The organism is Lentzea aerocolonigenes (assembly GCF_000974445.1).
Taxonomy (GTDB): domain Bacteria; phylum Actinomycetota; class Actinomycetes; order Mycobacteriales; family Pseudonocardiaceae; genus Lentzea; species Lentzea aerocolonigenes.
The window spans coordinates 64,598-78,247 of the sequence record NZ_BBOJ01000001.1 but is presented as its reverse complement, the minus strand read 5'-3'; the positions used below and the strand labels follow the sequence as shown (position 1 = coordinate 78,247).

The following is a 13,650-nucleotide window of genomic DNA, read 5'->3' as shown; positions in this document are numbered from 1 at the left end:
CGTCAAGCGGTGCGCACGATGAGGATCGCGAACGGTTTCTCGTCCTCCGGGCCGCTGACCGCGAGCTCGACCTGCTCGCGCAACGTCGCCCACAGCTCCATCACGCGGGCCACCTGCGGCTCGGGCAGTCCGCAGATCGTCACGAACGCCCGCACCTGCTCGGGCTTCGTCGGCAGCTTGCGGCGCTTGAACAACGAGTAGACCTGGCTGCGCGGCAGCACCTGGCCCGCCCGCCGGGAGATCTCCGGCAACGTCAGCCCCGACCGCACCTGGACCAGCCGCAGCAGGTCGATGAACTCGGCCTCCGTCGCGGCCCGCAGCTCGGCGGTGGATGTTGCGATGAGCGGCAGTGCCGGGTCCGGGTCGATGCCCAGCTCGGTCCGCAGGATCACGCGGACCTCCCGGTACGCGGCGAGCGCTTCCGTTCGCCGTCCCGATCTGGACAGCGCGAGCATGAGCTGCGACCACAGCCGGTTGAGGCGCTCGAGCGGGTCGCCGTCGGGACAGGTCATCGCTCGGTGTCCTGCCAGATCATCGGCGGGTCGGACGGCGGCAGCACGCCGAACCTCGCGCTGAACGGCCGGATCCCGATCAGGCGGCTCCTGCTCAGCGTCGTGGTCACGGCCATCACGGCGCCCGTGGTCGCCACGGCGACGACCGGCGAGTGGCCCTGCGTCAGCATCCATCCGGTGAAGACGAACGAGGTCACCACGAGCAGGACGGTGCTCGGGCCGGATGACGAACAACGCCTGCGTGAATGCGGCGGGGTGGTCATGCGAACTCCTGGTTGGGGTGGACCAGCTGGGTGCGGCGAAAAGCCGTGGGCGCGGAAAGCGTCAGCGCGGGCTATTGGCGTAGCCGCGGACTCTGCGACATAACGGCTCTGCCACGATCCTGTCACTCGAACGGGTGACTGCCAACTGAATCGCCGTCCACGTTTTTCACGTCATGCGCAACAACGTCCCAATCCGTCCAGCGAAGTCCAACTGTCCAGCTTTTGTCACCTTTCGTGAAGCCGCTGACCACGCAGTGCTCAATTGGTCGTATTGACCGCGTCCAATGCCGTCCAACGGTCTGGCCGGTCGAAGCTGTCGACAGTTAGGCTTGCGCTACCCCTGGCCGAGCTCTGGACCAGCTGGACTGCGGGGTGCGGTCTCCCGTTGGCGCGGGAGGCCGCCACGCGCCGCCACTGCTCCACCCAGCCCGCGAGCGCCTCGGCCGGCTCTCCGCAGCCGGTCAGGAACGCGCGCAGCTGGTCCTCCCGCTTGGAGAACCGGAACGTGCACAGGGCGTGGGCCGTGCTCTTCGGGAGCATGAGCTCGCCGGTGTTGTCGGAGACCTGTTTGTACGAGAGTCCTCGCGACTCGCGCAGCTGGTTCAGCGAGCGGATGAATTCGGCACGTTCGGTCGCGCGGCATGCCGTCGCGAACGGACTGTCGTCCTCGCTGAGCGACATCGTGTTCGGTCCTCCTGCGCAGTTTTTGGGAGCGCCGATAATACCGACCTGTCCAGCACTGTTGCCGAACGGTGATCCGTGTCGCGATATTCCATGATCAGCGAACTGGTAATTGGTTCGTACCAAATAGAAACGGCCGCCCCGTGCAGGGACGGCCGTCGAGGCTGAACCGGTCAGCCGTGCGTGGGAAAGCCCAGGTTCACGCCGTGCTGCTGCGGCCACCGCGCCGTGACGGCCTTGGCGCGCGTGTAGAACTTCACGCCCTCGGCACCGTGCACGTGCGTGTCGCCGAACAGCGAGTCCTTCCAGCCGCCGAACGAGTAGTAGGCCATCGGCACGGGGATCGGCACGTTGATGCCGACCATGCCGACGTGCACGCGCCGCTGGTACTCGCGGGCGGCGAGCCCGTCGCCGGTGTAGATCGCGGTGCCGTTGCCGTAGGGGTTGGCGTTCACCAGTTCCACGGCGTCCTCGAACGTGCCGGCGCGGACGACCGACAGCACCGGGCCGAAAATCTCGTCGGTGTAGATCGACATGTCGGGCGTGACGTGGTCGAAGAGCGTTGGGGCGAGCCAGAACCCGTTCTCGTGGCCTTCGGGCGCGTGCCCACGTCCGTCGACGACCAAGGACGCACCGGCGGCCTCGCCCGCGTCCACGTAGGACTTCACCTTGTCCCGGTGCACGCCGGTGACGAGCGGTCCCATCTGCGCGGACGGGTCCGTGCCGGGCAGCACCGACGGGTGCAGGTCACGGGTCCGCTCAGCGATCTTCTCGACCAGTGCGTCACCGGTCTCGCCGACCGCCACGACGACCGAGATCGCCATGCAGCGCTCGCCCGCGGAGCCGTAACCGGCGGAAACGGCGGCGTCGGCGGCCACGTCGAGGTCGGCGTCGGGCAGCACGACCATGTGGTTCTTGGCGCCGCCCAGCGCCTGCACGCGCTTGCCGGCCGCGGTGCCGCGCGAGTAGACGTGCCGCGCGATCGGGGTCGAGCCGACGAACGACGCCGCCGCGACGTCCGGGTGGTCGAGCAGCGCGTTCACCGCGAAGGCGTCACCCTGCAACACGTTCAGCACACCGTCGGGCAGCCCGGCCTCCGCGAACAGCTCGGCGAGGCGGATCGAGGCGGACGGGTCGCGCTCGGAAGGCTTGAGCACGAAGGTGTTCCCGGTCGCGATGGCGATGGGGAACATCCACATCGGCACCATCACGGGGAAGTTGAACGGGGTTATGCCCGCGACCACGCCGAGCGGCTGGCGCAACGAGTACGCGTCGACACCGCGCGAGACCTGCTCGGAGTGCTCGCCCTTCAGCAACTGCGGGATGCCGCAGGCGAACTCGACGACCTCCAGTCCGCGCTGCACCTCACCGGCGGCGTCGGAGAGCACCTTGCCGTGCTCGGACGTGATGATCGCGGCCAGCTCGTCGCGGTGCGTGTGCAGCAGGTGGCGGTACTCGAAGAGGATCCGCGACCGCGTCGACAGCGACGACTCGGACCAGGACTGCGCGGCCTTCAGCGAGGAGGAGACCGCGAGGTCGACGTCGGCCTGCTCTGCCAGCACGACCTGCGCCGCGACCTCGCCGGTGGCCGGGTTGAAGACGTCGGACGTGCGGGACGACACCCCCGTGGTGCGGGCGCCGTCGATCCAGTGGGGGATGGTGCTCAACGCGTTCCTCCGTGTCTATTGGTCGCTGCTTCGCCGCTCCTGCGACTTCGCTCTTGAGTCGGCCGTCCGGCTCCCGCTTCCCGCCGAATCGCCTTCGGCGGTTGACGGGAAGGGGGAACCGGACGACCGACGCGAAGTCGCTGGTGGGGCGGTCGTGTTCCGAACGACTAGCGAGGGATTGAGGAGGTGGCGCACGGGTTCCGTGCGCTGTTCGCGGACCCGTTGCAGCAGGGCGTCCGCGGCCAACCGGCCGAACTCGGCACGGGGCTGGTCGATCGTGGTCAGGGAGACGTGGCGGAGTGCCGCCAGCGAGGTGTTGTCGTACCCCACAACGGAAACGTCCTGTGGCACGCGCAGTCCGGCGTCCTCCAACGCCGAGATGGCGCCGACGGCGTTGAAGTCGTTGCAGGACAGGATGGCCGTGGGCAACGTGCCGTCGTCGATCAAGCCGCGGATGGCTCGCGCACCGGCCGCGTCGGTGTACTCCGACGGCACGACCTGAGGCGTCAGCCCGTGCGCCTCCATCGCGGTCACGTAGCCACGCCGGCGAGGTCCAGCTTGGGTGCCCTCGCCGCCGTCCAGGTGGGCGATGCGCTTGTGCCCCAACGACACCAGGTGGTCGACCGCCAGCCGTGCGCCCTGCTCGCCGTCGTCATTCACGGTGTCCACAGTGGACACGCGGGACGACCGGGCCACGAGCACGATCGGAAGCTGTTCGGCGGCCTTGGAGATCGCGGTCGCGGGCACGACGGGCGACAGGAGGATGAGTCCGGCGGGGCGGAAGGAGAGCAGCGACTCCAGCGCGCGGCGCTCGCGGGCGGGTGAACGGCCACCGGTGTTGATGATGATGTCGAACCCCTGCTCGCGCGCGACCTCGTCGATGCCGTCCACGACCTCGGCGAAGAACGCGTTGTGCAGGTCGGACACCATCACGCCGAGCACTGTCGACGTGCGCGACGCCAACGAGCGCGCCATGGCGTGCGGCGAGTACCCCAGTTCCTCCGCCGCCTTCAGGACAGCACTGCGTCGCGCCTCGCTCACCTTGGGTGAGTTGCGCATCACGAGTGACACCAGTGCCCGCGAGACGCCCGCACGCAATGCGACGTCCTCCATCGTGGGTCTGACCACCGGTGACCACCTCCCCTCACGTCACGGGCGGGAAACACACCCTTGACACCCGTGTGACGGAAGCTACAGCATTAGAGCGCTCCAACCAATAGAGCGCTCTAACACATCTCGTCGATGAACAGGGGAAACCTGCGATGCGGATCGGAGTAGCGGGTGTCGGCAGGATCGGCACCATGCATGCGACCAACCTCGCCGCACTGGATCGAGTCGACGAGGTGCTTCTCTTCGACCCGGTGCCCGGTCGTGCCGCGCAGGCGTCGGCCGACCTGAACGGGACGAAGGCGGTGGACGACCTCGGCACGTTGCTCGGCAACGTCGACGGCGTCCTGCTCGCGACCCCGACGAACACCCACCCGGAGATGCTGCGGGCGGCGATCGCCCAGGGCGTCCCCACGCTGTGCGAGAAGCCGATCGCGAGCGACCTCGCCGAGATGACCGCTCTGGTCGAGGACGTCGAGAAGTCGGGCGTCGAGGTGCTCGTGGGCTTCCAGCGCCGGTTCGACCCGGCCATCTACGAGCTGAACCGCCGGATCCGCGCGGGCGAGGTCGGTGACATCTACCTGGTCAGGGCCGTCGGCAACGACGCGAACCCGCCGGACTTCTCCTACCTGCCCGCCTCCGGTGGCATCTTCCGCGACCTGCTGATCCACGACCTGGACTGCGTGCCGTGGCTGGTCGGCGAACCGGTCGTCGAGGTCTACGCGTCCGGCTCGGTGCTGGTGCACCAGGCGTTCGCCGACGCCGACGACGTGGACAACGCGGTCGTGGTGCTCAAGTTCGCGGGCGGCGCGCACGCCACGCTGGCCGGCGGACGGCACGACCCGGTCGGCTACGACCACCGCATCGAGGTGCTGGGCAGCAAGGACTCCCTGGTCGCCGGGGTCGACCCGAAGACCCCGCTGAACTCGCTGGAGCCCGGCGGTCACGTGGCCGGACCGGACGCCTACCCCGGCTTCCCGGAGCGCTTCCACCGCGCGTACGTCAACGAGATGAACCTGTTCACGCAGGTCGTCGCGGGCGAAGTCGCGAACCCGTCACCGGCGCGGGAGAGTTTGATCAGCCTTCGCCTGGCTGAAGCGTGTGAGCAGTCGCGCCGCACCGGCGCACCGGTGAAGATCGAGGGGAACTGAGCATGGCCAAGATCGCTGGGGCACCGATCTCCTGGGGTGTGTGCGAGGTCCCGGGCTGGGGCACCGTCCTGCCTGCCACGACCGTTCTCACCGAGATGAACGAGCTGGGCCTGCAAGCCACCGAGCTGGGCCCGCCCGACTACCTGCCCGCCGACCCCGGTGCGTTGAGGGCGCTGCTCACCGAGTTCGAAATCTCGCTGGTCGGCGGTTTCCTCGCCGTCACGCTGCACACGGACGTCCAGTCCACTCTGGACGAAGCCGACCGCGTGGCGGGAATCCTCAAAGCGGGCGGTGCCGAGGTGCTCGTGCTCGCCGCCGCGACGGGCCTCGACGGCTACGACGAACGACCGCAGCTCACCGACGACGAGTGGAACACCCTCGTCGACACCTGCGCGAAGATCCGGGAGATCGCCGCCAAGCACGGTCTGCAGACCGTGCTGCACCCGCACGTGGGCACCCACGTCGAGCGGGAGGCGGAGGTCGACAGGTTCCTCGCGGACTCCGATCTCCAGCTCTGCCTGGACACCGGCCACCTCCTCATCGGTGGCACGGACCCGGTCGAGCTGGCGCGCCGCTACCCGGACCGGATCGGTCACGTGCACCTCAAGGACGTGCGTGACGAGATCGCGGCGAAGGTGCGCAGCGGCGAGCTCAGTTACACCGATGCCGTGGAACAGGGCATCTACGTGCCGCTCGGGGACGGCGACGTGGACGTGGAAGCGCTGGTGAAGCTCGTTCAAGAGGCGGGCTACACCGGATGGTTCGTGCTTGAGCAGGACACGCGGCTCAAGGACGGAAGTCCAGTGGACAAGCCACTGAAGGACACCGCGCGCAGCCTCGCGCACCTCGGAAAGATCCTCTGAAGGGACTGGAGACGATGAAGTCTCGCTTGGTCATCCGCGCGGGCGTTGCTCTCGCCGGTGTTGCTCTACTCGCCGCGTGCAGCGGTCCCACGGGTTCCAACACCCAGAACACGCAGAACAACAGCGCACCGGCGACCGGTGACCTCAAGGTCGCGGTCATCACGCACGGCACCGCGGGTGACGCGTTCTGGAGCGTGGTGAAGGTCGGCGCCGAGGACGCGGGCAAGCAGCTCGGCGTCGGCGTCACGTACAACTCCGACGGCGACCCCGGCGCCCAGGCGAAGCTGATCGACAACGCCGTGACGCAGAAGGTCGGCGGCATCGTCGTGTCGATGGCGAACCCGGACGCGTTGAAGACCTCCATCGAGAACGCCGTGAAGGCGGGCATCCCGGTCATCACGATCAACTCCGGCAGTGCGAAGAGCGCGGAGTTCGGTGCCATGGCGCACGTCGGCCAGGAGGAGTCGATCGCCGGTGAGGAAGCCGGCAAGAAGCTCAAGGCCGCGGGCAAGACGAAGCTGCTGTGCGTGATCCACGAGGCCGGCAACACGGGCCTCAACCAGCGCTGCGACGGTGCCCGCACCGGTTTCGGCGGCGCGGTGGAGAACCTCCAGGTCGACATCTCGAACCCGACCGACATCGAGGCCCGCATCAAGGCCAAGCTGCAGTCCGACACGGCCGTCGACGGCGTGCTGGCGCTGAACCCGCAGGTCGCCGTGAACGCGGCGTCCGCGATCAAGGGCGCGAGCTCGAAGGCGCAGGTCGCGACGTTCGACCTGAACGCGGACGTGGTCAACTCGATCAAGGCGGGCGACGTGCTGTTCGCCGTCGACCAGCAGCAGTACGAGCAGGGCTACCTGCCGATCGTGATGCTGAAGCTCTTCAAGGACAACGCCAACACCCTCGGTGGCGGCAAGCCCGTCCTCACCGGTCCCGGCTTCGTCGACAAGTCCAACGTGGACAAGGTCGCGGAGTACGCCAAGAACGGCAAGAGGTAAGGAGGGGGCGAGGAGATGACCGTGACAGCCAAGGCTCCACCGGCTGCCGACGAACGGCTCAGCAAGCCGAGGCTGCTCGACCAGCTGGTCGTGCGTCCGGAGATCGGCGCCATGCTCGGCGCACTGCTCGTGTTCCTGTTCTTCTCCGTGGTCACCGAGCAGTTCCTCAGCCTGGGTGGCGCGGCCACCTGGCTCGACGACGCCTCCATGCTCGGCATCATGGCGGTCGCCGTGGCGTTGCTCATGATCGGCGGCGAGTTCGACCTGTCCGCCGGCGTCATGACGGCGTCCACCGCGCTCGTCACGGCTCTCCTCGCCACCCAGCTGGGACTCAACGTCTGGCTGGCGTTGCTCGTGTCGCTCGCCTTCGCGTTGGCGGTGGGCGCGTTGAACGGCTGGCTCGTGATGCGCACGGGCCTGCCGAGCTTCATCGTGACGCTGGGCAGCTTCCTCGCGTTGCAGGGCCTCAACCTCGGCGTCACGCGCCTGGTGACCGGCAGCGTGCAGGTGTCGGGCATGCGGGAGACGGTCGGCTACGAGTCGGCCGGTTTCCTGTTCGCGTCGACGTTCCAGATCGGCGGGCAGAGCTTCTACGTGTCGATCATCTGGTGGGTGCTGTTCACCGTCATCGCGTCGACCGTCCTGGTGCGCACCAAGTTCGGCAACTGGATCTTCGCGATCGGTGGTGCCGCGCAGTCGTCGCGTGCGGTCGGTGTGCCGGTCGTGCGGTCGAAGATCCTGCTGTTCATGACGACGGCGTTCGCCGCGTGGCTGGTCGGCTCGATCAACATCCTGCGGTACGCGAGCGTGCAGGCGAACCAGGGCATCGGCCTGGAGTTCCAGTACATCATCGCGGCGGTGATCGGCGGCTGCCTGCTCACCGGTGGCTTCGGCTCCGCGGTGGGCGCGGCGATCGGCGCGCTGATCTTCGGCATGGCGCGGCAGGGCATCGTCTACGCGGGCTGGAACAGCGACTGGTTCCAGCTGTTCCTCGGCGTGATGCTGCTGGCGGCCGTGCTGGTGAACAACATGCTTCGCCGCCGGGCGGAAAGGGTGAAGCGATGACGTCACTCATCGAGGTCGAGAACATCGGCAAGACCTACGGCAGCGTCATCGCGCTCAGCGATGTGTCCACTGTGGTCAACGCCGGCGAGGTCACCTGCGTGCTCGGCGACAACGGCGCCGGCAAGTCGACGCTGATCAAGATCCTGGCCGGTGTCCACCAGCACGACCAGGGCACGTTCAGGGTCGAGGGCGAGGAGATCAGGTTCTCCTCGCCGCGCGAGGCGCTGGACCACGGCATCGCGACCGTGTACCAGGACCTCGCGGTCGTGCCGCTGATGTCGGTGTGGCGCAACTTCTTCCTGGGTTCGGAGCCCACGACGAAGTTCGGGTTCCTGGACCGCAGGAAGGGCCGGGAGATCACCAAGAAGGCGTTGTCCGACATGGGCATCGACCTGCGGGACGTGGAACAGCCGGTCGGCACGCTGTCCGGTGGTGAACGGCAGTGCGTCGCCATCGCCCGCGCCGTGTACTTCGGAGCCAAGGTCCTGATCCTCGACGAGCCGACCGCCGCGCTCGGCGTGAAGCAGGCCGGTGTGGTGCTGAAGTACGTTGCCCAGGCCCGTGATCGTGGCCTCGGCGTCGTGCTGATCACGCACAACCCGCACCACGCGTACCCGGTCGGCAACCGTTTCCTGCTGCTCAAGCGTGGTCGCGCGCTGGGCAGCTACGAGAAGTCCGAGATCGACATCGGCGAACTGACGAAGCAGATGGCCGGTGGCGCGGAACTGGAAGCCCTGGCTCACGAACTGCGAGGAGTCGAGGCGTGACGTCTCTGGAAGTGCTGACCGTCGGCCGCGTCGGGGTCGATCTCTACCCGGAGCAGTCCGGGGTGCCCCTGGCCAGGGTCAGCACCTTCGCCAAGTCGCTCGGCGGCACCGCGACCAACGTCGCGGTCGCCGCCGCGCGGCTGGGGCGTCGAGCCGGTGTCCTCACGAAGGTCGGCCCGGACGGCTTCGGCACCTACGTTCGTGAGGCGCTGGAAAGCTTCGGGGTGTCGTCGAAGTACGTCGGCACCTCGCCGGACCTGCTGACGCCCGTGGTGTTCTGCGAGCTCAACCCGCCCGCGGACCCGCCGTTGCTGTTCTACCGCCTGCCGATCGCGCCCGACCTGACCATCGGCGAGGACGACGTGCCGTGGTCGCTCGTGCGCGACGTGCCGCTGTTGTGGGTCACCGGCACCGGCGTTTCCGCGGAACCCTCCTGCTCGTCGCAGCGGATGATGCTCGCGAGCCGGGCCCGGCACGGCCACACCGTGCTGGACCTGGACTACCGGCCGATGTTCTGGCCGGACGTCGAGACTGCGCGTGCCGAGATCAGCTGGATGCTCGACCACGTCACGGTCGCGGTCGGAAACCGGACCGAGTGCGAGATCGCGGTGGGCACATCGGATCCGGACGACGCCGCTGACCGGTTGCTGGACCGCGGAATCTCGTTGGCACTGGTCAAGAAGGGCGCCGAAGGCGTTCTCGTGGCCACCCCCGACGGACGGTGGACCGTCGAGCCGAACCCGGTCGAGGTCGTCTGCGGGCTCGGTGCCGGTGACGCGTTCGGCGGGTCGCTGGTGCACGGCCTGCTGTCGGGCTGGGACCCGGTGAAGATCGCCCGTTACGCCAACGCGGCTGGCGCGATCGTGGCTTCCCGGCTGGCTTGCGCCGATGCGATGCCGGACCAGAAAGAGATCGAGGAAATGCTGTGATCACTGACGGGCAGTGGCGTGAACTGTTGTGGCGGCGGGCAGAGGACCCCGGTTCGATCAGACGGGCCTACCAGGCGCGCAAGCGGCGCAACACGTTGCTGAACGGCAAGTCCACGCTGTTCCTGGTCGCGGCGGACCACCCGGCGCGAGGCGCGCTGGGTGTCGGCGGCGACCCGTTGGCGATGGCCGATCGGCGGTCGCTGCTGGCCCGGTTGCTGACGGCGCTGGCGAACCCCGAGGTCGACGGCGTGCTCGGCACACCGGACGTGATCGAGGACCTGCTGCTGCTGGACGGCCTGAACGAGCGCGTGGTCATCGGCTCGATGAACCGCGGCGGTCTGGCCGGTGCGGACTGGGAGATCGACGACCGGTTCACCGCCTACGACGCGTCGTCCATCGCCACGTTCGGGCTCGACGGCGGCAAGATGCTGCTGCGCCTGGTCGACTCCGACCCGGGCACGATCCCCACGCTGGAAGGCTGCGCGCGGGCCGTCACCGAACTGGCGGAGCACGGGCTGATGGCGATGGTCGAACCGTTGCCGTACAAGCGTGATCACAACGACAAGCTGGTGCTGCAGAAGAACTCCGCGGCGCTCTCCCGTGCCTCGGCCGTCGCCGCCGGACTGGGCTCGACCTCGGCTTACACGTGGTTGAAGCTGCCCGCGCCGGACGAGCCGGAGGTCGTGCTGGACACCACGGCGTTGCCCGCGCTGGTGCTCGGCGGTGTGCCGTCGGCGAACCCGGAGGACGACCTCGCGTCGTGGGGCCGCTCGCTGCGCCACCCGACCGTGCGCGGTCTGGTCGTCGGCCGCGCGTTGCTCTACCCGCCGGACGGTGATGTCGCCGCCGCCGTCGCCGCCGCCGCCGAAATCCTGCGCACCGCAAAGGGAGTCACGGTATGACCCTGCACCGTCCACACGGGACGCTCTCGACCTCCGGCGACGTCATCTCGTTGACACCGGAGGACGCGGGCTGGGCCTACACCGGTCTGCGTGTGCTGCGGATCGAGGCCGGCGGGTCGCGCACGGTCGAGACCGGCGAGTTCGAGGCGTTCGTGCTGCCGCTGGCCGGGTCTCTCGCGGTCGAGGTCGACGGTGAACGGTACGAGCTGCAGGGCCGTGACTCGGTCTTCACCCGCGTCACGGACTTCGCCTACGTACCTCGGGACGCATCGGTGATGCTGTCCACTGTGGACGGCTGTGAGGTCGCTCTGCCGATGGCCCGCTGCGAGAACCGCCTGGCACCCAAGTACGGCCCGGCTGACGGCGTTCCCGTCGAGGTCCGCGGCTCCGGCAACGCCACCCGTCAGGTCACGAACTTCGGCGTGCCGGGCGTGTGGGACCACACGGACAAGCTCAACGCGTGCGAGCTGATCACCCCGGACGGCAACTGGTCCTCGTACCCGCCGCACAAGCACGACTCGTCGGAGCCGTGCGAGGTGGACAACGAGGAGATCTACTACTTCCGGATCGCCGACCGCGACCAGGTCACGCCGTCGCGCACCGGCTTCGGTTTCCACCGCACGTACACCGACGACGGCACGATCGACGAGGACGTGACCGTGCGGGACGGTGACGTCTTCCTGATCCCGCGCGGCTACCACGGCCCGTGCGTCGCGGCGCCGGGCTATCCCATGTACTACCTGAACGTTCTCGCCGGACCTGGCGACGAACGTTCCATGGCGTTCTGCGACGACCCGGCGCACACCTGGGTCCGCGACAGCTGGGCGACGCAGGAGTTGGACCCGCGTTGCCCGGTGACGACCGCTGAGGGGCGAGTGAAGTGAAGCTGACGACCGCACAGGCGCTGGTCAGGTGGATGCTGGCCCAGCGCACCGAACTCTTCGACGGCTCGCACGCGCCGCTGTTCCCCGGCGTGTTCGCGATCTTCGGCCACGGCAACGTGCTCGGCCTCGGCAACGCGCTGGAGGAGGTCCGCGACCGGATCCCGGTGTGGCGCGGGCACAACGAGCAGGGCATGGCGCTCGCCGCGGTCGGCATCGGCAAGGCCTCGCACCGCCGTCAGGTCGGCGTCGCCACGTCGTCGATCGGCCCCGGCGCGCTGAACATGGTCACCGCCGCCGGTGTCGCGCACGCCAACCGGTTGCCCCTCCTGCTGCTGCCCGGCGACACCTTCACCGGCCGCGCCCCGGACCCCGTGCTCCAGCAGGTCGAGCACTTCCACGACCCGACGACGACGGTCAACGACGCGTTCCGCGCGGTCAGCCGCTACTTCGACCGCATCACCCGGCCCGAGCAGCTGCTGTCGACGTTGCCGCAGGTGGCGCGGGTCCTGACCGACCCGGCCGACTGTGGACCGGTGACCCTGGCGCTGCCGCAGGACGTCCAGGCCGAGTCCTACGACTTCCCTCCGGCGTTGTTCGAGCCGGTGGTGCACCGCCCGTTGCGCCAGCGTCCGGACCTGCACTCGCTGGCTGAGGCGGCCCGCACGGTGCGCAGCGCGTCCCGCCCGTTGCTGGTGCTGGGCGGCGGCGTCCGCTACTCCGGTGCCGCGGGCCGCGCGCTGCGGTTCGCCGAGCAGCACAACATCCCGATCGTCGAGACCACCGCGGGCCGCACGCTGGTCCCGCACGAGCACCCGCTGCACGCCGGCCCGCTGGGCATCACCGGCTCCACCTCGGCCAACGTCCTCGCGGGCGAAGCCGATCTGGTCATCGCCGTCGGCACCCGGCTGCAGGACTTCACCACGGCGTCCTGGACCGTCTTCTCGCCCGACGCGCGGATGATCTCGCTGAACGCGGCCCGCTTCGACGCCGTGAAGCACGGCTCGTTCGCCCTGGTCGCGGACGCCGACGAGGGCCTGCGCGAACTGACGGACGTGCTCGGCTCGTGGCAGGCTCCTGCGGACTGGGCTCGCCGCGCGCTGACCGAGCGCACCAAGTGGGACCAGCACATCAGCGCCCTGCGCACGCCCGGCGAGGGCCTCCCGACGTACGCCCAGGTCGTCGGCGTGGTGAACGAGGTCAGTGGTCCCACCGACTACGTGATGACGGCGTCCGGCGGCCTGCCCGGCGAGCTGATCGGCGGCTGGCGCGCCACCGGCGAGTCCACCATGGACGTCGAGTACGGCTTCTCCTGCATGGGCTACGAACTGGCCGGCGCCTGGGGTGCCGCCATCGCCCACACCGACGGCGTCGTCACCACGCTGCTCGGCGACGGCTCGTACCTGATGCTGAACTCCGAGCTCTTCTCCGCGGCCTTCGCGGGCCACGGCTTCGTCGCGGTCGTCTGCGACAACGACGGCTACGCGGTGATCCACCGCCTGCAGACCGGCCAGGGCGGCGCGGGCTTCAACAACCTCTACCCGGACTGCACGACCGGCCACACCGAACCCCCGCGCACGGACTTCGCGGCCCACGCGGCGGCGATGGGCTGCGCGGTGTTCCCGGCGGAGTCGCTGGGCGATCTCGAAGGCGCCTACCGCAAGGCGCGCGAGGTGGCGGCCGGTGAGAAACGCCCTGCCGTCGTCGTGATCCGCACGCACCCGTCGTCGTGGACCGAGGCCGGGGCGTGGTGGGAGGTCGGCGTGCCCGAGGTGTCGCACCGGGCGGAGATCGCTGTCGCTCGTGACGAGGTGCTGGAGGGCAAGGCGAAGCAGGTGCGCTACCTGGGCTGAACCCGGCACGA

Annotated in this window: 14 protein-coding genes; 9 read left to right on the top strand and 5 right to left on the bottom strand. The window is 69.0% G+C overall.

Features of this window, described 5'->3' with window-relative positions; all coding sequences use genetic code 11:
- Positions 1–2: 2 nt before the first annotated feature.
- From AOM45_RS52605 to AOM45_RS00370, 5 genes are all read right to left on the bottom strand, one after another.
- The gene (locus tag AOM45_RS52605) at positions 3–512 is read right to left on the bottom strand and encodes a BTAD domain-containing putative transcriptional regulator (protein WP_030471679.1); all 510 of its coding nucleotides are present in this window, start codon (positions 510–512) and stop codon (positions 3–5) included.
- Positions 509–775, bottom strand: a complete 267-nt coding sequence (locus AOM45_RS52600; RefSeq protein ID WP_236703030.1) for a hypothetical protein — start codon at positions 773–775, stop codon at positions 509–511. The genes AOM45_RS52605 and AOM45_RS52600 overlap by 4 nt, the downstream gene beginning before the upstream one ends.
- Positions 776–1,033: 258 nt before the next feature.
- Positions 1,034–1,456, bottom strand: coding sequence for a hypothetical protein (locus AOM45_RS00380; RefSeq protein WP_030471681.1), 423 nt, complete (start codon positions 1,454–1,456; stop codon positions 1,034–1,036).
- Between the two features lie 173 nt (positions 1,457–1,629).
- Positions 1,630–3,123 carry a CoA-acylating methylmalonate-semialdehyde dehydrogenase gene (locus AOM45_RS00375; protein ID WP_030471682.1) on the bottom strand — a complete coding sequence of 498 codons (1,494 nt, stop codon included), beginning with the start codon at positions 3,121–3,123 and terminating at the stop codon, positions 1,630–1,632.
- 15 nt (positions 3,124–3,138) lie between these two features.
- On the bottom strand, positions 3,139–4,251 hold the full coding sequence (locus tag AOM45_RS00370) for a LacI family DNA-binding transcriptional regulator (protein ID WP_081902565.1): 1,113 nt from the start codon (positions 4,249–4,251) through the stop codon (positions 3,139–3,141).
- A 134-nt stretch (positions 4,252–4,385) separates the two neighbouring features.
- Here AOM45_RS00370 and AOM45_RS00365 point away from each other — a divergent pair, with 134 nt between their 5' ends.
- The 9 genes from AOM45_RS00365 to iolD are packed head-to-tail and all read left to right on the top strand — an operon-like array spanning position 4,386 to position 13,639.
- Positions 4,386–5,381, top strand: a complete 996-nt coding sequence (locus tag AOM45_RS00365) for a Gfo/Idh/MocA family protein (RefSeq protein ID WP_030471684.1) — start codon at positions 4,386–4,388, stop codon at positions 5,379–5,381.
- Between the two features lie 2 nt (positions 5,382–5,383).
- Positions 5,384–6,244, top strand: a complete 861-nt coding sequence (locus tag AOM45_RS00360; protein ID WP_030471685.1) for a TIM barrel protein — start codon at positions 5,384–5,386, stop codon at positions 6,242–6,244.
- 14 nt (positions 6,245–6,258) lie between these two features.
- Positions 6,259–7,242, top strand: a complete 984-nt coding sequence (locus tag AOM45_RS00355) for a sugar ABC transporter substrate-binding protein (RefSeq protein ID WP_030471686.1) — start codon at positions 6,259–6,261, stop codon at positions 7,240–7,242.
- Positions 7,243–7,257: 15 nt separating this feature from the next.
- Positions 7,258–8,307, top strand: coding sequence for an ABC transporter permease (locus AOM45_RS00350; RefSeq protein ID WP_030471687.1), 1,050 nt, complete (start codon positions 7,258–7,260; stop codon positions 8,305–8,307).
- On the top strand, positions 8,304–9,074 hold the full coding sequence (locus AOM45_RS00345; protein WP_030471688.1) for an ATP-binding cassette domain-containing protein: 771 nt from the start codon (positions 8,304–8,306) through the stop codon (positions 9,072–9,074). The genes AOM45_RS00350 and AOM45_RS00345 overlap by 4 nt, the downstream gene beginning before the upstream one ends.
- Positions 9,071–10,003, top strand: coding sequence for a 5-dehydro-2-deoxygluconokinase (iolC, locus tag AOM45_RS00340; RefSeq protein WP_030471689.1), 933 nt, complete (start codon positions 9,071–9,073; stop codon positions 10,001–10,003). Before AOM45_RS00345 ends, iolC begins: the two co-directional genes overlap by 4 nt.
- The gene (locus tag AOM45_RS00335) at positions 10,000–10,905 is read left to right on the top strand and encodes a Cgl0159 family (beta/alpha)8-fold protein (RefSeq protein WP_030471690.1); all 906 of its coding nucleotides are present in this window, start codon (positions 10,000–10,002) and stop codon (positions 10,903–10,905) included. The genes iolC and AOM45_RS00335 overlap by 4 nt, the downstream gene beginning before the upstream one ends.
- Positions 10,902–11,789 (top strand): 5-deoxy-glucuronate isomerase, encoded by an 888-nt coding sequence (iolB, locus tag AOM45_RS00330; RefSeq protein WP_030471691.1) that lies wholly within the window; start codon positions 10,902–10,904, stop codon positions 11,787–11,789. The genes AOM45_RS00335 and iolB overlap by 4 nt, the downstream gene beginning before the upstream one ends.
- Entirely contained in the window at positions 11,786–13,639 is a 1,854-nt protein-coding gene (gene iolD / locus AOM45_RS00325; protein ID WP_030471692.1) for a 3D-(3,5/4)-trihydroxycyclohexane-1,2-dione acylhydrolase (decyclizing), read from the top strand. Before iolB ends, iolD begins: the two co-directional genes overlap by 4 nt.
- Positions 13,640–13,650 lie beyond the last annotated feature (11 nt).